This window comes from Actinoallomurus oryzae (assembly GCF_039541955.1).
GTDB classification, from domain to species: domain Bacteria; phylum Actinomycetota; class Actinomycetes; order Streptosporangiales; family Streptosporangiaceae; genus Actinoallomurus; species Actinoallomurus oryzae.
On the sequence record NZ_BAABHF010000012.1, the window covers coordinates 107,462 to 127,181 of the forward strand.

Here is a 19,720-nt window from a genome sequence, read left to right on the forward strand (position 1 = left end):
GGCCGGCCGGGCGACGAACGCGACTTCATGGAGAACGCCTGGGACCGCTACTCGACGGTCGCCGGCTACACCGGCATCAAGGACGTCACCGCGTCCTCCTCCGCCTCCGACATCGACTCGATCGCCCAGCTCGACGACCCGGGCGCCCTTCCGTACGCCGCGATCGACGGCAACCCCTGGACCCGGTGGGAGACCGGCGGCTGGCACGGCCCGGTCGGGCAGTGGCTCAAGGTCGACTTCGGCCGTCCGGTGACACCGCGGAACGTCACCGCGGCGTTCAGCCAGGACCCCTGGCTCGGGCCGCCGCCGAGCCGGATCGAGATCCTGACCGAGAACGGCCGGGTCGAGCAGAAGGTCGCGCGGACCACCGCCGCCCAGCCGCTGGCGGTCGCGCCCGGCCCGACGAGGTGGCTGCGCGTCCGTGTCCTCGCGCTCGCCGAGAAGCCACTCGTGCCGTCCGGGGCGCGCGTCGGCCTGTCCGAGCTGCACATCGACGGCGTCCAGGCGCTGCGGCAGTATCGGCTGCCCGCGGTGTCCGGCGGCGGCACGGCCGTGATGACCCGCGCCCCGGGTCGGCTGCCCGCCTGCATGCCGGGCCCGATCCGGTGGGTCTGCTCGCCGCAGCTACAGCGGCAGGACGAGGAGGGCTACGGCTTCGACCGGGTCTTCACCGCACCGGCGGCGACCAGGGCGCGGCTGACCGGCACCGCGGCGCTCGTCGACACCGCGCTGATCCAGCGGTACATGAGCACCGACCCCCGCGTCTCCATCGCGGCGAGTTCGGCGTCGACGAACGAGCCGGCCGGCATGGCGCGCTCGGCGTTCGACGGAGACGCGACCACGACCTGGATCCCGGCCGACGGCGACACCGACCCGACGCTGGCGCTGCGGTGGCGGCGCGCGACCGTGGTGCGGAAGATCACCGTCAAGCGACCGCCGGGCGCGAGCGGCCTGCTGAGGGTGCGCGTCGAGGGCGACCGTGGCCGGTGGCGCGAGGGCGTGATCGGCGCCGACGGCGTGCTGACCATCGCCCCGATGCGCACGGCCCGGCTGACCCTGCGGTTCCCCGGGGAGACGCCCCAGGTCACCGACATCGTCATCCGGCGCGTGCCGAACCTGCGGCGCCTCCCGGCGGCGAACCTGTCGCTGCGGTGCGGGCTCGGACCCAAGCTCCGGGTGAACGGGGTGACCGTGCCGACGCGGGCGAGCGGCAGCTTCGCCGACGTTCTCGCCGGGCGGCCCCTGCGCTTCACCGCCTGCCGCAGCGTACGGCTCCGGGCGGGCGCGAACACTCTTGACCCGGTCGCCTTCGACTCCTTCCGCGTCGACTCGGCGGTCGTGGACCCGGCGGGCGGCATCGGGTCCGTGCCGTCCGCGCGACCGTCGTACGTGCGGGTCACGCGGTGGACGCCGCAGACGCGGAGCGTGGAGGTCGACGCCGAGCAGGAGTCGTACCTGACCGTCGAGGAGAACTACAACGCGGGCTGGCGGGCGACGATCGGCGGGCGGACGCTGCGCCCCGTACGGCTCGACGGCTGGCGGCAGGGGTGGATCGTGCCCGCGGGCACGACCGGCACCGTCCGGCTGACGTACGGGCCGGACCGGGTCTACCGGGCCGCCCTGTTCTCCGGGATCGGGCTGTTGCCGCTGCTCCTCGCGGCCGCGCTGTGGCCGGCCCGGCTCACGCCTCTGCGGGCCCGTACGGTGCCCGCACCGGTCGCGGGGCGGCGCCGCGGCCGGGTGGCCGGGATCGCGGGCGAGGCGGCGGCGGTGCCGGCCGCGGCAGCGGTCGGCCTGTGGTCCGGCGGGATCGCGGGCGTGGCCGTGGCGGCGGTCGCGGCGGCGGCGTTCGCCTGGGCGCCCCGGCGGCAGCGCTCCTGGCTCCTGTCGCCGTGGACGGCGGGCGGGGCGCTGCTCGCGGCTAGTGTGTTCGCGCGGGCCGGGGCGCGCGTGGACGGCCCGCACGCGCAGGTGTTCGCCGAGCTGGTGCCCCGGCTACTGTGCCTGGTCGTCCTCGCCCGCCTGGCCGTCGCGCTCAGCGGCTCGCCCGGCCGGAGTGGTGAGCCGGTCGGCGCGCCACCGCCGCGAGGCGAGCCGGAGGATCGGCCGCTCGACGTAGTAGAAGGAGATCGTCGCGATCCCGACGGTCAGCAGGGCGACCACCGGGAACTCGGTGAGGAAGTGGCCGGTGAAGGGCGTGTGCCCGACGAGCTCGCTCCAGCCGATCAGGACCGGCACCTGCCAGAGGAAGACGCCGTAGGAGACGCGGCCGAGGAACCGCATGACGCGGTTGCCCAGAACGGCGCGCATGACGGGCTCGCCGGCGGGGGCGAGGGCGACCGGGCCGACGGCGAAGACGGCGACCAGCCCGTACAGGACGACCCGGAACTCCGACGTCCAGACGGTGTCGATGGTGGTGAGGTCGGCCGGCCCGGAGAGCGGTGACGCGGCGATGCCGTACAGCACCGCCGCGGTGAGCCAGCACGTGCCCCACGACCGCGCGACGGTGCGGGCGAACCGCGCCGCGCGCGCCGAGCCGGTGCGGGCCCAGACCGACACGACCGACAGGGCCATGCCGATCGCGAACCACGCGAAGTAACGCGGCAGCCAGGCACCGAGCAGCGGCCGGTAGGACGGGTGGAACATGAAGATCGAATAGACGAGCGACAGCGCGGCGTACGCGGCGATCGCCCAGAGCAGGCGCCGGGCCCGCCGGTCGGTGTCGGGCGCGCCGCGCTCGCGGAGCCGGGCGTACCACCCGAGGATCGCGGCGGTCACCGGCAGCAGGACGTACCAGGCGACCTCGACGGTGAGGCTCCAGATCTGCCACAGGCCCTCCGGCCCGAGGCTGTTGCCCCACCACGGGTGCGGGTCGTAGGTATAGGTGAGCGTCAGCAGCCGCAGCCAGGTCCACGCGTCGCCGAGGTGGACGCTCAGGTAGACGATCATCACGTACAGCACGAGCACCCAGTACGCGGGCAGGATGCGCAGCGCCCGGCGCCGGTAGTACCCGCCGACGTCGACCCGGCCGTCGGCCAGCGTCCGCGTCGCCCACGGGCGGTAGAGCAGCAGCCCGGACAGTGTGAAGAAGACCGTGACCGCGATCGCGCCGCCGGACAGCAGCCACGCCTTGGCGTCGTGCTTGAGCGTGCCGCCGGTGTCGGCCCCGATGTGCAGCACGAGCACCCCGAACGCCGCGACCGCGCGTACACCGTCCAGCGCGTCGTAGTGCTCTTCCGGCCCGCGACGGCCGGCCGCACGCACGCCGGTCGCGGACGGTGCGGGAGCTGTCACGGACCACCTCCGGGCCGGGAAAAGGCAAGCCTACGCATAGGTAACATGATCGTCACAAAGATCGCCCCACCCGGCGACAAATATCACATTCCCCTATGATTCAGGCATTTCCCCTTGGGAGGTGCGCGGTGCGGCGCAAGGTGGGCTTGATCTTGATCGGGGCCGGAGCGTTCTTCCTCGCACTCGCCCCGCTGGTGCGCTTCTATGTCGCGCGGCAGGTCGTCGCCGCGCCACTGAACGTGTACGAGAAGACCACGCTCCGCGCCGACAACGCCACGTATCTGGACACCTCCAAATGGCGAGTCCAGAAGGGCGCCACCGTCACCGCGACCAACACCACGCGAGGCGACGTCCGCGCTGGTGACGGAAAGATCGCCGTCTGGGACTCCTTCACCTCCATCGAGGACCCGACCAACAACGCGAAGATCGAGACACAGACCCAGCGCGCCGTGTTCGACCGCCGCACCGCCGAGATGCGCACCGGCCGGGGAGCCGCGGTGAACGGCGACTCCAACGTGCGCCAGTCGGGCGTCGGCCTCTTCTGGCCGATTGGCGTGAAGCGCAAAACCTATCCGTATTTCGACATCAGCACGAAGCGCACCTGGCCGATGACTTATGAGGGCGAGGAAAAGGTCCACGGCATCACGACGTATCGCTTCGTGCAGCAGATTCCGCCGACCGTCACCGACACGATAAAGCCGGGCGTGCCCGCCTCACTGCTCGGCCTGCCGGCCAAGCAGGTCGCGCGGCTGCCGGGCTATGACAAGAAGAACAACGCGGTCATGGTGAACCGCGTCTACCAGGCGACCACCACGGTCTGGGTCGATCCGCGCACGGGCGCCCCGGTCAACCAGGAACAGAAGGTCACCCAGACGCTGCGCACCAGCGACGGCGTCGACCGCCTCACCGTCGCGGACCTGGACCTGAAGATGGTCCCGGAGAGCCAGCGGGACCTCGTCGACGTCTCCGGCGGCCAGGCGTACAAGGTCGCGCTGGTCAAGGCCTGGCTCCCGTACGGCGGCGGCGCCCTCGGCATCGTCCTGCTCGTCGTCGGCCTGGCTCTCGCCGTCACCGGCCGCCGCGAGCCCGCGCCGGGCGGCGCGGCGGGGGAGAGCACGGACGCCTCCCGCTCGTCCGCCGGAAAGCCGTCCGCCGAGGGGCCGTCCTCCTGACGCGGCCCGGCGTGCGGCGACGGCACGGCCGATCCGCTGCGTCGTGTGTACGGGCTGAGCGGCTGTTCGCGAGGTCCGTGGCGGCTCCTCGGCGGTCACCCCTAGAACGTCGCCTGGGTGGGCCGGACCTTTCCGTCTTCGACCTCGATGTCGGCGGAGTCCAGATCCCCGCCACGTCGAGAAGCTGCTCCGCGGATCGATGCGGCGCTCGGCGGACGGGAACCGGTAGTACGTCAACACTGATCGGTGCTCCGTGGGGCGTCGCGGCCGTACGGGGTGAGCGCGCGCAGTCCCGTGCCGCGCATGGGGGTCTTCTCGCTCAGTGTGGTCGGGTCGATGCCGAGCGGCTCGTCCGTGTCGATGCCCTCGGTGGGGTCGGCGTCGCCCCATTCGTCGTCGTCGGTGACCTCTCGTTCCCAGATGAGGTCGCCGTTCTTCGCGCATGCCCACGCCGCCGTACCGCCGTAGCCGCGCCCGGCGAACCCCCACGCGACGCCGAACCGCTCGCTCAGCCGTCGCATGACGTCGCGCGTCCGGGCGTACCACTCGTCGTCCCACGCCGGGTAGCACCAGCCGCTGACGATGAGAGTCCAGCCGTCGACCTCCGGGGTGACGAACGCCTCGGCCCGCTGCTCGTGCTCGACCTCCGGCACCGTCCACCACGAGCCACTCGCGACGGCCAGGCCCAGGTCGAAGTACATCGGGCTCGGGTCGGAGAAGTCCAGGAGCTCCAGAACGGCCTGTTGGTCACCGCCCGGAACCGCGATACAGCTGTTCTCCCAGATCTCCTGCGGACGGTCGGCGGCGGCCTTCGCCCCGAGGTGGCGTCGCCACAGTGCCCGGTCCTTCTCGGACAGGGCCTCGGGCCCGCCGATGTTCATGATCGCTTTGAAGGCGTTCGCGCGGCAGGCGCCCGGTCCGGACTCGCGCACCTTCCGCAACGCGTCCAGCGTCCCGGGGCCCAGCTCTTCCAGTGCCCAGATCGCTCGTTGCCGCACGTCCGGGTCGGGGTCGCCGAGCAGCCGGATCAGCGCGCCGGTCGCCGGGAGCGCCTCCGCTTCCATTCTCTGCAGGCAGAGGGCCGCGCACGCCCGCACGTCGGCCGAGGGATGCTCGAGCGACTCGATGAGACGGTCCCAGTGCTCGCCGAAGAAACCGCCGAACGTCCACCGAGCCCGCCGGGCCGGCTCTTGCGGCAGGTCGGCGGCGACCGCGTCACGGATCGCGCAGAACGCCGCGTCGCCCAGCTCTCTCAGCAGAAGGCCCGCCTGGGCCCAGTCGAGCGGGGACTCCTCATCGAGGAGCTCCGCCATCAGCGCGGGAACCCCGGCGTCACCGAGCTCTTTGAAGCGGTCCCGGGCCGGTCTCCAGATCGCCTTGTCCGGCGACGCGAGGTCGCTGATCAGTCCGTCGAAATCCACTTCAGTGATCATAGGGAGTGGCTCAGGCCGCGGGGAGTTCGACGGTGATCGTCAGTCCGCCCTCCTCACGTGGACGGGCGATGATCGTTCCGCTGTGAGCGTCCACGATGGCCCGCACGATCGACAGGCCCAGGCCGCTGCCCCGATCGGAGCGCAGCCGGTCCGCGTGCAGTCGCCGGAACGGTTCGAAGATCGTCTCGATCTCGTACGGCGGCACGGCCAGCCCGGTGTTGGCCACCACCAGCTCGGCCAGGTCACCGCGCTGCCGGGTCGTCACCCAGACCTCGCCGCCGCTGTGGTTGTGCCGGATCGCGTTCTCCACGAGGTTCTGTGCGATCCGTTCCAGCAGTATCGCGTCTCCCGCGGTCGGCGCCGTGTCCATCAGCCGGTGGAGCGTCACGGTCTGCTCTTCGGCCTCGTCGGCGACCTGGTCGAGGACGTGTTCGACCACGTCGGTCAGGTCGAGCGGACGACGGTCGAGGACCGTCTGCTCGCCTTCGGCGAGGGCGAGCAGCCCGTCGATCAGCCGTTCGTGCCGGGTGTTGACCACCAGCAGTGACTCGCCGAGCCGCTTCATCTCCTCGGTCGCGTCGGCGCGGCGGACCGCCACGTCCACCAGGGTCCGGTTGATGGCGAGGGGCGTCCGCAGTTCATGGGAGGCGTTCGCGACGAAGCGGCGCTGACCGTCGAACGCACGGGCCAGGCGCCCGACCATCGTGTCGAAGATGTCGGCGAGCTCGCGCACGGTATCGGGCGGGCCCGTGTAGTCGATGCGTTCGGTCAGGTCGTGGCTCTGCGCCACCCGCCTGGCCGTCTCGGTCACACGATTCAGCGACCGCAGCACCCAGCCCGCCGCCAGCCAGCCGAACCAGCCCGCCGCCGCGCTGACCAGCACGATCGTTATGACGCCCCAGAACAACAGTGAATCCATGGTGGTGTCGGCGGCGTGATGGGCGGTGCTGCCGAGCCACCCCTGGCTTCCCAAGCCTGTGTTCTCGTCTGCTGCGCGGATCAGCGCTTCGGTCTCGCTCCGTAGGTGGCTCCGCAGCAGCAGGTAAACGACGAGGAGAAGGACGGCGCCCCAGAGGAGGGAAAGACCGCCGCAGAGCAGCGCGACGCGCAGGCGGATCGTCAGCTTCATCGAATTCGGTACCCCACTCCCGGGACGGTCTCGATGATCGGAGGGTCGCCGAGCTTGCGGCGCAGCTTCATCACCGTTACCCGCACCGTGTTCGTGAACGGATCGGTGTGCTCGTCCCACACCTTCTCCAGCAGGTTCTCGGCCGAGACCACCGCGCCGTTCGCCCGGAGCAACTCGGCGAGCACGCCGAACTCCTTGCGGGCCAGGGGTACGTACCGGCCGTCCCGGAAGACCTGGCGGTGGGCCTGGTCGAGCAGCACCCCCATCCGCTCCAGCTTCGGCGGATCGGCGGGCCGGGACCTGCGGCCCAGAGCGTGTACGCGGGCGAGGAGTTCCTCGAAGGCGAACGGCTTCGTCAGATAGTCGTCGGCGCCCATCATCAGGCCCGAAACGCGCGAGCGCACGTCGATCGCGGCGGTGAGCATCAACACCCGCACGAGCGTCCCCGAGACGGCCAGGCGCCGGCACACCTCGTCACCGTGCACGACCGGCAGGTCCCGATCGAGGATGAGCACGTCATAGTCGTTCACCCCGAGCCGCTCCAGCGCCGCCCCACCGTCATAGGCGATGTCCACGGCCAGAGCCGCGGCGCGCAAACCCTCGGCGATCGATTCGGCGAGCATGCGCTCGTCCTCGGCGATCAGTACCCGCACTGCCCCTCCTGAACGACCTGGCCGCCCAGGATGCCTCGGGAGGGATAACGCGGGCGTAACCAGATCTGGTTATGACCGGATTATCGGCGATTGGCTGAACTTTCGGCCCGTGACCATGCAAATTACCGGGCCTGTCGCACTGGTCCCTCCAGCCATCTCTTCTGCCGCGAACGACGGCGGCCGGAGCCGTCGGAGCAAAGCCACGTGGCTCGTCCTGCTGGGCTGGCTCGCCCAGGTCGTCCTCCGGGTGTGGACGTCCTGGCACGCGCATGCGCCTGCGGCCTTTCCCGATGAGGCGGGTTATCTGCTGGCCGCGCGCCGGTTGGCCGGCGGTCCGGGTGGAGACATGTCGTATTCGACGTTCTACCAGGGTGGATACCCGCTTCTCCTCAGCCCGGTCTACTGGGTCACCGCGGACCCCACGACCGCGTACCGGCTGGTGCTGGTGATCGGCGCAGTCATCGGCGCGGCGGTCTTCCCGCTGTCGCTGGCGATCTCGCGACGGCTGGGGCTGCGCCCGGCCACCGCCTTCGGGATCGCGTTCGCCGTGGCGTTGCTGCCGGCGAACGTGTTCTTCGGTGCGTGGGCGCTGGCCGACGCCATCCTGCCCGCCGTCGTCGCCTGCTGGCTGCTGGCGCTGATGCGGTTCGCCGACACGGGCGGCCGCCTGGCCGGATCCGTGGCGAGCCTGGCCGCCGCCTATGCGTACGCGGTGCATGCCCGGGGCACCGTGATTCTGCTCGTGCACGCCGGAGTGCTCGGTTTCCTGCTGGTCCGCGGGTGGGTCCCGCGTCGGCACACCATGGTGGGGACCGGTGTCGCGGCCGTCGGCTACGTCGGCGCGAGCCGGCTGAACGCCTTGCTCCTCCACGCGATGTGGCCTGACGGGCCACGCGACCTGAGCGCCGTGCTGTGGTCCCGGCTCACCTCCGCCGACGGACTGCTCCGCACCCTCTCGGGTGCCTGCGGCCAGGTGTGGTACCTCATCGTCGCGACCTACGGACTCGCCGGTCTTGGGCTGGTGGCGACCGTCGCGCGGCTGCTCTCCCAGCGCGCCGACCGATCGCTGCGGCTGGTGGCGGCCGCCGCCATCGCCGTCACGGCGGGCATCGCGCTGGCCACGACGGCGGCACTGCCGGACGAGCACCGGATCGGCAACTACGCCTACGGCCGCTATCTCGCCTGCGTGGCGATCCCGTTGTCACTCGCCGGAGCCGCGACGCTGGTCCGGGCCGGCCGCCGCACAATGATCACCGCGGTCCCGGCCACGGTCGGAGTCCTGGCCGGGGCCGCGCTCGCCGTCACGACGTATGCGGGGCCGCGGCTGCACGAGTACACCTTCATCGGCTTCGACTTTCCCGAGACCTCCTACCTGACCGGGAACCGGCGCTCTCTCGACATGCTCACCGCAGGCCTCGTCGCGGGCGCGCTCTTCGGCGGCATGATCCTGCTCCGCAGGCTGCCCATCCTCGTGGTGGCGCTGCTTCTCCTCGTGAACGGAGGATTCATCCTGCACGCGCGCGCCACTTTCGTCCGCCCCGCGGGCGACCTCCGCCATGCCTTGAGCGGGAAGGGCGGGGTGGAGGTCGCCCATGATCTCCGTTGGTGGACCGTCATGAATCTGCGCTACCGCGTCGGGTGGACGACGGTCGGATGGTTGAATCCCGCGGCCCCGCGCGCTCAGACCTGTACCGTGCTTACCGCTTGGCCGGGCGGTGCCGCCTCATCCACGTGGCCCGGCCATCCGGACGGCTGGACGGTCGCCGACCACAAGCCGAGCCAGTGGGTCGCCTGGCGCAGGGAGAGCTGTGCCGCCCGCTGAGCCGGAGCGGACGCGCTTCGGTGACGTCCGCCCACGACGGACCGATCGGTCAGCCATCGATGCGGTGCCGGCTCCAGAACGACGTCAGGTCGGTCGTGGTCAGCGCCTGCGCCGCCGCCTTGAACTCCGCGGTCGTCGAGACGCCGTACCAGTGCGACCGGGCGTAGTCGTGCGTCAGCCTGGTCATGGCCGTGGTGCCGAGTACCCGGCTCAGGTCGTGCAGCGCGCACTTGCCGTAGCCGTACACGACCATGGCGTACCGGCCGGGATGGGCGTCCCAGTACGCCATCGAGTTGGTGATCTTTTCGTCCGACGACGCCCAGGACACGCTGTTCCAGCAGCCGTTGCCGGTCTTGCCCTCGTAAAGGTCGGTGGCGTAGTCGGCGAAGGACTCGTCCAGCCAGGGGCTGTTGTACTCGTCGTCGCCCACGATGCCGTACCACCACTGGTGGGCCAGCTCGTGCGCCAGCGAGGTCGAGCCGACCAGGTCCAGCACGAACCCGGGATACTCCATGCCGCCGAACCAGAAGTTGTTGTCCAGCACGACGTCGGCCTCGCCGTACGGGTAGGCGCCGAACCGCTGCGCGTGCGCGTCCAGCGCCGCCGTGGCCGTGTTCAGCATCGACGTCGCCGAGCCGGCGGAGATGCCGCTCACCCGGTAAACGTTGACCTTCACACCGCCCGGGGAGGTGCCCGACGTCGCCGCGAAGGGTCCGGCCGCCCAGGCGAAGTCACGCACCTTCGCGGCGGTCGCGGTCGTCACCGTACGCCCCGAGGCGCCGGCCCGGTCCGTGGAGGTGCCCGTCGCCGGGACCTTCAGCGAGGTCGGGTGGTCGAGCGTGACGGTCCAGTCGCTCGCGAGCGAGTAGAAGGACTCGCCGTGGTTCGTGTACGGGTCCAGGTGCCAGCCCGACGCGTCGCGTACCGCCAGCACCGGCAGCGCGTTGCCGAGGAAGTAGTACGCCCCGTCGTGGCCGAACCGGTCGGCGCCGCTCGGCACGACGATGCGCAGGTCGAAGCCCACCGTGCCCGACGCGCCCTGAGCGAGCGGCGCGGGCAGGGTGACCTTCAGCGCGGTGCAGCCGACCTCCGGCGCGCCCGCCGTGCCGCCCGTCACGTTCGTCACCGTGACCGGCGTCGACGGGCAACTGCCGTGGTAGTTGTCCCACAGCCGCAGGTGGACCTCGGTCAGCGGCGTGGCGGAGGCGTTGGTGAAGGTCACCGACTCGTGCCCGGTCCACGTGCCGCCGGTGGCGTTGCTGGTCAGGCTGACCGTGTACGACGGCGACTCCGGCGTACGGGTCGAATCGGCGACCTGGTGCGTGGCACTCGCCGCCCGCGCGGCGGTGAGCGGCGCCATCGCCGCCACCACGGTGGCGACAATCGCGATCTTCGTTCTCATACTGGAACTCCCCGAGGATGCGAGGGCCACGGGTGACGATGCGCCCGGGGCCCTGCCGGATCACGGTCAGGACGCGTTCACCGCGACGTCGTCGAGGACGAGGCCGGTCTGCAGGGACGAGTCCTCGGTGCCGCTGAACCATAGCGTCACCGTCCGGCCTGCGTGGGAGGACACGTCGAAGGCGCGGAGAACCCGACGGCGCCCTTCGGCATAAGACCTGTCGATGATGGTCACTCCTGCGAAGGGATCCTTCTGTGAGACGACCCGCCATGCGGCCGCCCGACGCGCGACGGCCGATCCCGGGCAGACGACCGCGGCGCCTTCGACGGGGGTGGCCGGGATGCCGTCGGCGATGCCGGTGAGTCCGCAGCAGAGCGCCGGCGTCGACGACGCCGAATTGATCCGCCGGTCGTGGATCGACTCCGAGTGCTTCGCGACGCTCTTCGATCGGCACCACCGTGCGATCCATCGCTACGTCGCCCGGCGGTTGGGCACGCAGGCGGCCGACGACATCGTCGGCGAGACCTTTCTGATCGCCTTCAGGCGCCGGGAGTCCTACGACCTCACGCACAGTCAGGCGTTGCCGTGGCTCTACAGCATCGCCACCTCGCTGGTCGCCCGGCACCGTCGCGATGAGGTGCGGTATCTGCGCGCGCTCCGCCGTACCGGGGTGGACCCGCTTCCCGAGCCACTCGCCGACCAGATCACCCGCCGGGTGGCCGCACAGGGCCAGGAACGCCGGCTCGCGGGGGCACTGGCGGACTTGTCCCGGGGGGACCGCGACGTGCTGCTCCTCGTGGCGTGGGGTGACCTCAGCTACGAGGAGACGGCCGAAGCCCTCTCCATTCCCGTCGGCACGGTCCGGTCCCGCCTGCACCGGGCGCGGCGGAAGGTGCGCAAGGCGCTCGGCGGCGGCCCTTCGATCCACACGCCTGAGGAGTGCTGATACATGGACGAGATGCAGCTGATCGGGGATCTACGCCGCGATGTTCCGGCGATCACGCCGGACGCGGCGGAGGCCGCGAGAACACGGCTCACAGCGAGCTTCGAGGAACCCGCCCGGCCGCGGTCCACGCGTCCACGGCGGCGCGCGCCCCGGCTCGCCTGGCGAGTGGCGGTGGCCGGTGGCTCGGCCGCGGCGATCGCCGCCGGGGGCATCGTCGCACTGAGCACCGGAGGCGAGGACGGCGGAGGCGGCGGTCATGTACGGGCCGTCACCGCGGCCGAGGTGGTGCTGGACCGCGCGGCCGGCGCGGCGGCGTCGGCCCCCTTCACCGCGCCACGCCCCGACCAGTGGGTGTACCAGCACATCCAGTCGATCGATCGACTGGAGGCCAGGGACCAGACCTCGCCGCAGAGAGGGGACTCTTATCGCTGGACCCGCGCCAGCGGTGATCAGGTCGTCGACACCGGGCTGGACGGCGTCATCGGCAAGCCCACGCACGTCTCGGCGTTCCCGCCGCAGAGCTATGCCTCGGTCGCGAAGCTGCCCGTCGAGCCGGAGGCGCTGCTGCGATGGGTCCGGTCGCACCGTCCCGCGACCGACAGGACGACGGACTTCTGGGCCCTGAGCCGGATCCTTCAAGACGGGGTGCTGCCGCCCAGACTCAAGGCCACGATCTTCCAGGCCATGAAGGAACTCCCAGGCGTGACCGTCCGGAAGGGCGTCACGGATCTGCGCGGTAGGGCCGCGATCGCCGTCGTCGGTCAGACCAGTGCCGCGATGGGAGGCGTACGGCTGAACGAGGAGGTTCTGCTGGACCCCATCGCCTACACCTATCGGGGCGAGCAGACGGTCCTAAGCGCCGATCTGCGCATGCGGAACAAGGGAGCCGGCGTCCGCGTCATCAAGGCAGGCACCGTCACCGGCGCCAGCGTCATCGTCAAGGTCGCGATCGTCGACAGGCCCGGCCGGCGATCCTGACCTCCGCCGGCCTGCGTACGCCCGCGTCCGGTGGTGCTGTTCGGCGGCGACGGACCTCACCCACGGCGCGGCCTCCGGCCCGGTGAGCCGCGCGGCGACTCGTGCGCGGCTCACCGGGTCGTTCGTCCAGGGCCCTTCAGGCCGTACGGGTCAGGACGCGTTCACCGCGACGTCGTCGAGGACGAAGCTGGTCTGCAGGTAGGCGTCCTCGGTGCCGCTGAACGACAACGTGACCGTCTGGCCGGCGTAGGAGGACACGTCGAAGGTCCTGGCCGTGTAGCCGGAGGCGGCGTTGGCGTTGCTGTAGGTGGCGAGGGTCGTGCCGCCGATCTTGACGGTGAACTTGTCGTAGGCGGTGGACCCGCTCTCGCTGGTGTCGATGTGGAGGTAGAAGGTGAGGGAGGCGTGGCATCCGGAGGGGATGCTGATCGACTGGGTGGCGGTGTCGGTGTGGGTGGTGCCGTAGCCGTCGAACCAGGCGAAGTGCGTGCCGGAGCGGGCGCTCTCACCGCTGCCGTTGGTCGAGACGACCCCGGAGGTCGTCGTCCACGGTGATGTGCCGGACTCGAACCCGCCGTTGCTCACCTTGTCGCCGGCCGAGGAGCACCCGCCGCCGACCGGGTTCACCGTCCAGGTGAACGTCGTCGAGCCGGTCGCGTTCGCGGTGTTCTTCGCGGTCACCGTCACCGATGAGGTGCCGGTCGTGGTCGGCGTGCCGGAGATCAGGCCGGTGGAGGCGTTGATCGACAGGCCGGCGGGCAGGCCCGTGGCGCTGTAGGTCAGCGTCTGGCCGTTCGGGTCGCTCGCCTGAATCTGCAGGCTGACGGCCGTGCCGACGGTGCTCGTCTGGTTGCCAGGGTTGGTCACCGACGGGCTGCCGGGCTGGCCGGGGCAGGTGCCGGGGACCGGATCGGTGCCGGTGACGCTGACGGCCGCCCAGGCGGCGTTCACCGTGTTGTACTCGGTGCAGTGGGTGCCGTACAGGTCGGCGGCGGCCTTCAGCGAGTCGGTGCGCGCGCGGGCGTAGTTCTCGCTGCTGCTCGCGTACGAGGCGAGCGCGCGGTACCAGATCTTGGCGGCCTTGTCGTTGCCGATGCCGGTGACCGTGGAGCTGTTGCAGGTCGGGCTGTTGCCGTACCCATGGTTGCCGCTGCCGACGGCCAGCAGGAAGAACCAGTGCGCCAGCGGGCCGAGGGAGTAGTGCGGGTCCAGCGAGCCGTTGCCGCTCGTGTAGCAGTTCGGCGACGCGCCGTCGAGCGACGGGTTGTACATGTAGCGCAGCGGCGTGCCGTCACCGTTGATGTTGATCAGCTCGCCCATGGTGTAGTCGGGCGTGTCGTGGGAGTTGTTCGCGTAGAACTCCACCATCGTGCCGAAGATGTCGCTGGTGCCCTCGTTCATGCCGCCGGTCTCGCCGGTCTCGTCCCAGCCGGTGAGGGCGCCGCTGACGCCGTGGCTCATCTCGTGCCCGGCGACGTCGATCTCGACGAGCGGACGGGCGTTGCCCGAGCCGTCGCCGTACGTCATCTGCGAGCCGTCCCAGAAGGCGTTGACGTAGCTGTTGCCGTAGTGAGTCCGCGACGGCACGCCCGCGCCGTTGCCGAAGATGCCGTTACGACCGTGCACGTTCTTGTAGTAGTCGAACGTCTCAGCGGCGCCGAAGTGCGCGTCGACGCCGGCCGACGCCGCGTCGCTGTTGCTGCCGTTGCCGAACGTCCCGGTGGAGTTGCTGAAGATCGTCCCGGTGCCGCTCGTGGAGTGGTTCAGGTTCGTGGTGTAGCCGTTGCCGTGCGACGGGTCCCTCATCTGGTACGTGCCGCCCGACTGGGTGAGGTCGATCGGCACCGTACCGCTGTAGATCGAGTTGCCCGTGCCGGCGACGAGCGGCGTGACGCCCTTCCGCGCGGCGGCGGCCTTCTCCTGGGCGGGGGAGAGCAGGGTGTCGACCTCGTCCCGCTGGGTCACGACCTTGCCCTTGAACGCGTCGACCAGGACGTGCAGGACGCTCGGCGTCTGGTCGGCGCGCACGCCGCGCACGACGGTCTCCCAGACGAGCTGGGAGGACCGCCCGGTGGCCCAGACCGCGAGGTGCGGCTTGCCGACCGAGGTCACCGTGCCGCGCAGCCGCGCGCGGGACGTGCTCGCGGCCGCCGACGCGGCGATCTTCGGGGTGGTGGACACCGAGGCGGCGGGCGTCGCGATGTTCAGCGCGCGGTAGGAGCCGCCCGGCTTGAGGTGGACGATCAGGTCGCCGCCGTACACGGGCAGCCCGTGGAAGGTCCGGTCGAAGCGGACGTCGGCGGCGCCGTTCTTTGCGACGACGACCGTACGCGGCGTGAACGCGTCACCGGCCTTCACGCGGGCGGTGCCCTTGTGCGCCGAGAGCGCCTTGCGCGCGTCGGCGATCGCCCGCTTGCGCGTGCTCGCGGGCGGGTCGGTGGTGAAGTCGTCCGGGGTGAACGCCGAGCGCCCCGCGTTCGCGGTGGGTTTGGGGGCGGCGGGGCGCTGCGGTGAGGCGCCGGCGGACGGGGTCACCGTCAGCGCGGCCACGACGGCGAGTACGGCGGTCGCCGACACCGTCGCGATGCGTGGTCTGGACATGGGCGGAGGGTTCCTTTCGCCGGTGAGCGACGGGCCCGCGATGGCGGGCCGGCGGAAAGGACAGGGCCGGAGGCCGCCCCGGAGGGACGGCCGTGGTCGCGGGGGCCTGGCGGGCGTGCCGCCCGCTCCGGAGGGCCTTGGCGGGGGAGGTCCGGGGAGCGGGCACCGCGGCGGCGACCCGGTCACCGCCCGCCGGCCCCGGCGCGCGTTCCGGCCCCGGCGGGCGTGTTCCGGCGGCGAGCCTCCTTCCGGATCTCGGGCGAAGTGACGCCGTTCGCCGCCTCCTGGGCAGGAGTCTCCGTACGAAGGCCGAAGCGGTGAAGGCCCAACCGCGAGCCGTAGGGATATCCCTAGGCGCGCCGTCCGAGGACCGTCGCCGTGTCGGCGAGGCCCCTCGGCTCGTTGGGCTTGGCACGGTGAGGGGATCCCTCACCACCGCGCCGTCTCCGGCGGCTGATCGGCCGGGTTCAGGGAGGTGGTCGGCGGTATGGGCGAGCGGCGGGTACTCGGGGCCGACGTGTGTGCGTCCGGATGGGTGGGCGTGGTCCTAGGGGGCGGTCCTCCCGCCTAGGGGGCGGTCCTCCCGCCGCGTACTTCGGTGCCGACATCGACCGTCTTCTCACGAGCGTGGTTCAGGACGGGCCGGTCGCGGTGGTGGGTGTCGACATGCCCATCGGGCTGGCCGACCGCGGGCCGCGGCAGGCGGACCTGCTCGCGCGGGCGTACGTCGGTGCGCGGAGGGCCTCGGTGTTCATGACGCCCGTACGGGCCGCCATCGAGGCGGACACGCACCCGGAGGCGGTGCGCGTCAACCGCGGCCTGGCCGGGGCGGGTGTCTCGGCGCAGGCGTTCGCGCTGCGGACCAGGATCCGCGAGGTCGACCGATGGGTGAGGCGGGCGCCCTTCCGGGTCGTCGAGGTCCATCCCGAGGTGTGTTTCGCCCGTATGGCGAACCGCCGCCCGCTGCCGCGCAAGACGACGTGGGCGGGCGCGGAGACCCGCCGGCGATTGCTGGCCGACGCCGGCATCGTCCTCACCGGCGACCTCGGACCGGCGGGCGCGGCGGCCAAGGTCGACGACGTCCTCGACGCCGCCGCGGCCGCCTGGACGGCACGGCGCGTGCTGGAGGGCGAGGCCGAGAGCCTTCCGGACAATCCAGAGGTCTTCAGCGACGGGCTCCGGTGCGCGATCTGGGTCTGACCGTCCTTTCCCCGTCGAGCCGGGAAAGGCCCGGCTCGACGACGTCGCCGCACCACCGATGACCTGGCGGCTCGCGGATCCTCGCGAGGAGACTGGACGGCTGGTGCGCCGCAGCCTCCGTCTCAGCCGGGACGGTCGCCGGAGCGGTGGGCGGCGGCGAGGCGGGCCAGGTCGACGCGGGAGCGGATGCCCAGTTTGCGGTACGTCCGGGTGAGGGCGGCCTCCACCGTCTTCACGCTCACGAACAGGCGGGTCGCGATCTCGCGGTTCGTCGCGCCGTCGGCGACCAGGACCGCCACGCGGCGTTCGACGCCGGTCAGCGTGCGCAGCGGGTCGGTCTCGCCCGTCGTCCTGCGTACGCCCACGTCCAGGTGGTCCAGTTCGGCGGCGACGGCCGCGACCCAGGGCGCGGCTTTCGTGCGGGAGAAGATCCGGTGGGCCGCGCGCAGCGATTCGCGGGCGGTCGCCGGGTCGTTCATCCGGGTGCGCAGGCGGCCGAGTTCGAGGCGGGTCCGGCCCTCCTCCAGCGGGTACGGTGAGGCGGCCAGGGCGTCCACGGCGCGGGTCAGGCCCTCGGCCGCGCCTTCCAGGTCGCCGCGTGCCGCCGTCACCAGGGCCGACGCGCGCTCCAGCACCGCCAGCACGCCGCGGCGGCCGAGGCGTACGGCGTTGCGTCTGGTCTCCTCGATCAGCTCGGCCGCCTCATCGGTTGCGCCGGTCGCGACGAGGGCCTCCGCCAGGTCGGCGTGCCAGCGGCGCATCGCCGGCTCGACCAGGCCCTGGGTGCGCTCCAGCCGGCGTACGCGGCGCAAAGCCTCGGCGGCTCCGGCCGCGTCGCCGCGCAGCAGCCGGATGTGCCCGGCAGCGTGCAGCGAGTGCGGCAGGAACAGCAGGTCGCCGTCGTCCTCGTTGTGCGCGACGCCGCGCTCGGCCGCGCTCAGCGCGCGGTCGAGCGAGCCGCCGGCCGCCTCGGCGAAGGCCACCGCGCACCAGGCCGGCCCCCGGCTCAGCTCACTGTCCTCGGCGAGCCGCAGGCACTGCTCGGCCAGGTCCAGCGCCCGGTCGCAGCGGCCACGGAAGATCTCCACCTGCGAGGACCCGTACAGGCACATGAACAGGCTCTCCACCGCGCCCCGCTGCCGTACCGCGTATGTCAGCGAGCGGAGCTCCGCCCGTGCCTCCTCCACCCGGTCGTGCAGGAGGTGGTGCCGGTGGCGCAGGTACACCGGGCCGTTGTGGTCGAACCGGATGGCCGGGTCCTGCGGGCCGGCGAGCGCGCGTTCGAGGGTGCGCTCGGCCGCCGGCCGTCCGGTGCCGAACTCCGCGAGCGCCTGCTTGGTCAGCGCCAGCACCTCGGTACGGCGGTCGTCCGCCTCGGCGGCGAGCCGGGCCGCGGTGGCCGCCTCGTCGAGGGCCCGTGCCGCCGATCCCTTCACCAGCCACGCCCGCCAGGCGAGCCGGTAGTGCAGCGGGGCGAGCAGCGCGGGGTCGTCGCGGGCATCGGCGAGCGCGCGGGGGAAGACGTCGTCCAGTTCGGCGAGCGCCTGGCCGCCGGAGTCGAGCAGCACGATCCAGGCCCGTACGCGCTCGGCCGGGATCGAGGCGTGCGCGAGCACCTCCTCGGCGATGCCGCGGGCCAGCGCGTACTCGCCCGCGGCCAGGGCGTCCTCGGCGGCCGTGAGCCGCAGTCCGGTCTCCTCCTCGGCCCGCGTGGTGCGGTCGGCGGCCAGCAGGCCGAGCCGTGCCGCCGCCGCGGGGGCGCCCCGCCGCCGGGCGGCCGCGGCGGCCTCGCCCAGCGTGGCGGCCACCTCCGCGTCACGGCCGGGAGAGACGAGAGCCAGGTGGCGGGCCCGCTCGACCGGGTCGGTGACGACGTCGGCCAGCGCCGCGTGCACGGCGAGCCGGTCGCGTTCGGGAGCCTCGGCGTATAGGACGTCGGCCAGCAGGGGATGCGTGAACCGGACGCCCTCTCCCGGCGCGACGATGCCGGCCTCCCGCGCCTCGGCGAGGTCCGCGTCGGCGCCGGGGCATCCGGCGCCGCGCAGCAGGGCGATGGTGGGGCGGGCCACCGCGCAGGCGGTGAGCAGGGTGCGCCGGGCCCCGGCCGACAGGGCCAGCAGCCGGCCGAGCATGAGGGAGCGCAGGCTGTCGGGTACGGGCAGCGGCGCCGCCGGGTCCAGCGGGCCGTCGTGTTCGGCGAGCGCGCGGCCCAGCTCGACGGCGAAGAAAGGGTTGCCGCCGCTGGCGCGATGGACCTTCGCCAGTACGGCACGGGGCAGTTCGCGCTCGCCGAGCAGCCGGGTGATCTCGGCGGCGGTCATCGGCGGCACGTCGAACGCGCGGACCGGCGGGGGACACAGCCGGGTGCCGCCCGCCCCGGAGCGCTGCCCGACCAGGGCCCGCAGCGGCATTCCGCGGGCGCGGCGCGCGATGAACGCCAGCAACTCGGCGCTGGGCGCGTCGAGCCACTGGGCGTCGTCGACCACGATCAGCACCGGGTCGCTCGCGCACAGGGCGCGGAAGGTGGCCAGCACGGCCATCCGGAGGCCGAGCCCGTCGCGCTCGCCGACCGGGTCGCTGCGCCGGAGCAGCGCCGACTCCAGGGCGGCGCGCTGGGGCGCGGGCAGTGCGTGGAAAATCTCGTCGCCGGTGCCGGCCAGCAGGTCGATGAGGCCGAGGAAGGGCAGGTGGCGCTCGGTCTCCGACAGCGCGCAGCGCAGGATCCGGTGGCCGGTGACCTCGGCGGCCAGCGCGGACAGCAGCGTGGACTTCCCGATGCCCGCCGGACCGGTCAGCAGCACGCTGCCGCCGGTCGCGAGCTGCGCGCGGGCCTCCGCGAGTAACGGCCCGCGGTCCACGAGGGCATGCGCCGAGAGCCCGCCGACCGATCCCGCCGCCGTTGGCGGGCCGGTTCTCCCGCGGACCGCTCCGATCGCTTCGGTCATGCGCGTCGGCCCTCCGGACGCTGCACTCTCAGCGTGAGCCCAGGCGCGAAAGTTAACAACCGGGCATACCGCCGTCAACACCTCGAGTTGGGGTCGTCTCATGCGGGGAATCTGGTACGTGTTCCACCTACCGTCGGTGCGCGCG

The 19,720-nt window shown here is 72.2% G+C and carries 13 protein-coding genes; 5 read left to right on the top strand and 8 right to left on the bottom strand.

Features of this window, described 5'->3' with window-relative positions; all coding sequences use genetic code 11:
• Positions 1-1,995 precede the first annotated feature (1,995 nt).
• On the bottom strand, positions 1,996-3,294 hold the full coding sequence (locus ABEA10_RS07815) for an acyltransferase family protein (protein ID WP_345459338.1): 1,299 nt from the start codon (positions 3,292-3,294) through the stop codon (positions 1,996-1,998).
• Between the two features lie 146 nt (positions 3,295-3,440).
• On the opposite strand from ABEA10_RS07815, the gene pgfA reads away from it, so the two are divergent.
• Complete coding sequence (gene pgfA / locus ABEA10_RS07820) at positions 3,441-4,466, top strand: cell envelope lipid trafficking protein PgfA (protein ID WP_345459341.1); 1,026 nt, start codon at positions 3,441-3,443, stop codon at positions 4,464-4,466.
• Between the two features lie 233 nt (positions 4,467-4,699).
• Here the strand turns inward: pgfA and ABEA10_RS07825 are convergent, their stop codons facing one another.
• From ABEA10_RS07825 to ABEA10_RS07835, 3 genes are read right to left on the bottom strand one after another with little or no spacing between them, the layout of a single operon-like run.
• A complete protein-coding gene (locus tag ABEA10_RS07825) occupies positions 4,700-5,887 on the bottom strand; it encodes a HEAT repeat domain-containing protein (RefSeq protein WP_345459344.1) in 1,188 nt (395 codons plus the stop codon).
• 22 nt (positions 5,888-5,909) lie between these two features.
• Positions 5,910-7,028, bottom strand: coding sequence for a sensor histidine kinase (locus ABEA10_RS07830; protein ID WP_345459347.1), 1,119 nt, complete (start codon positions 7,026-7,028; stop codon positions 5,910-5,912).
• A complete protein-coding gene (locus ABEA10_RS07835; RefSeq protein WP_345459350.1) occupies positions 7,025-7,681 on the bottom strand; it encodes a response regulator transcription factor in 657 nt (218 codons plus the stop codon). Before ABEA10_RS07835 ends, ABEA10_RS07830 begins: the two co-directional genes overlap by 4 nt.
• A 346-nt stretch (positions 7,682-8,027) precedes the next feature.
• Between ABEA10_RS07835 and ABEA10_RS07840 the strand changes: the two genes are divergently transcribed.
• Positions 8,028-9,503, top strand: coding sequence for a hypothetical protein (locus ABEA10_RS07840; protein ID WP_345459353.1), 1,476 nt, complete (start codon positions 8,028-8,030; stop codon positions 9,501-9,503).
• A 49-nt stretch (positions 9,504-9,552) separates the two neighbouring features.
• Here ABEA10_RS07840 and ABEA10_RS07845 read toward each other — a convergent pair whose 3' ends face one another.
• Positions 9,553-10,905, bottom strand: a complete 1,353-nt coding sequence (locus ABEA10_RS07845; RefSeq protein WP_345459356.1) for a M1 family metallopeptidase — start codon at positions 10,903-10,905, stop codon at positions 9,553-9,555.
• A gap of 66 nt (positions 10,906-10,971) precedes the next feature.
• Positions 10,972-11,139 carry a hypothetical protein gene (locus ABEA10_RS07850; protein ID WP_345459359.1) on the bottom strand — a complete coding sequence of 56 codons (168 nt, stop codon included), beginning with the start codon at positions 11,137-11,139 and terminating at the stop codon, positions 10,972-10,974.
• A 106-nt stretch (positions 11,140-11,245) separates the two neighbouring features.
• Between ABEA10_RS07850 and ABEA10_RS07855 the strand changes: the two genes are divergently transcribed.
• Together ABEA10_RS07855 and ABEA10_RS07860 are read left to right on the top strand one after the other, a co-directional pair.
• Complete coding sequence (locus tag ABEA10_RS07855) at positions 11,246-11,851, top strand: RNA polymerase sigma factor (protein ID WP_345459362.1); 606 nt, start codon at positions 11,246-11,248, stop codon at positions 11,849-11,851.
• 3 nt (positions 11,852-11,854) lie between these two features.
• Positions 11,855-12,829 (top strand): CU044_5270 family protein, encoded by a 975-nt coding sequence (locus ABEA10_RS07860; RefSeq protein ID WP_345459365.1) that lies wholly within the window; start codon positions 11,855-11,857, stop codon positions 12,827-12,829.
• A gap of 150 nt (positions 12,830-12,979) precedes the next feature.
• Here ABEA10_RS07860 and ABEA10_RS07865 read toward each other — a convergent pair whose 3' ends face one another.
• A complete protein-coding gene (locus ABEA10_RS07865; protein ID WP_345459368.1) occupies positions 12,980-15,430 on the bottom strand; it encodes a M4 family metallopeptidase in 2,451 nt (816 codons plus the stop codon).
• A gap of 627 nt (positions 15,431-16,057) precedes the next feature.
• On the opposite strand from ABEA10_RS07865, the gene ABEA10_RS07870 reads away from it, so the two are divergent.
• Positions 16,058-16,630: a DUF429 domain-containing protein gene (locus tag ABEA10_RS07870; RefSeq protein ID WP_345459371.1), complete on the top strand. Its 573-nt coding sequence runs from the start codon at positions 16,058-16,060 to the stop codon at positions 16,628-16,630.
• Positions 16,631-16,752: 122 nt separating this feature from the next.
• Here the strand turns inward: ABEA10_RS07870 and ABEA10_RS07875 are convergent, their stop codons facing one another.
• Positions 16,753-19,575 carry an ATP-binding protein gene (locus tag ABEA10_RS07875; RefSeq protein WP_345459374.1) on the bottom strand — a complete coding sequence of 941 codons (2,823 nt, stop codon included), beginning with the start codon at positions 19,573-19,575 and terminating at the stop codon, positions 16,753-16,755.
• Positions 19,576-19,720: the final 145 nt, after the last annotated feature.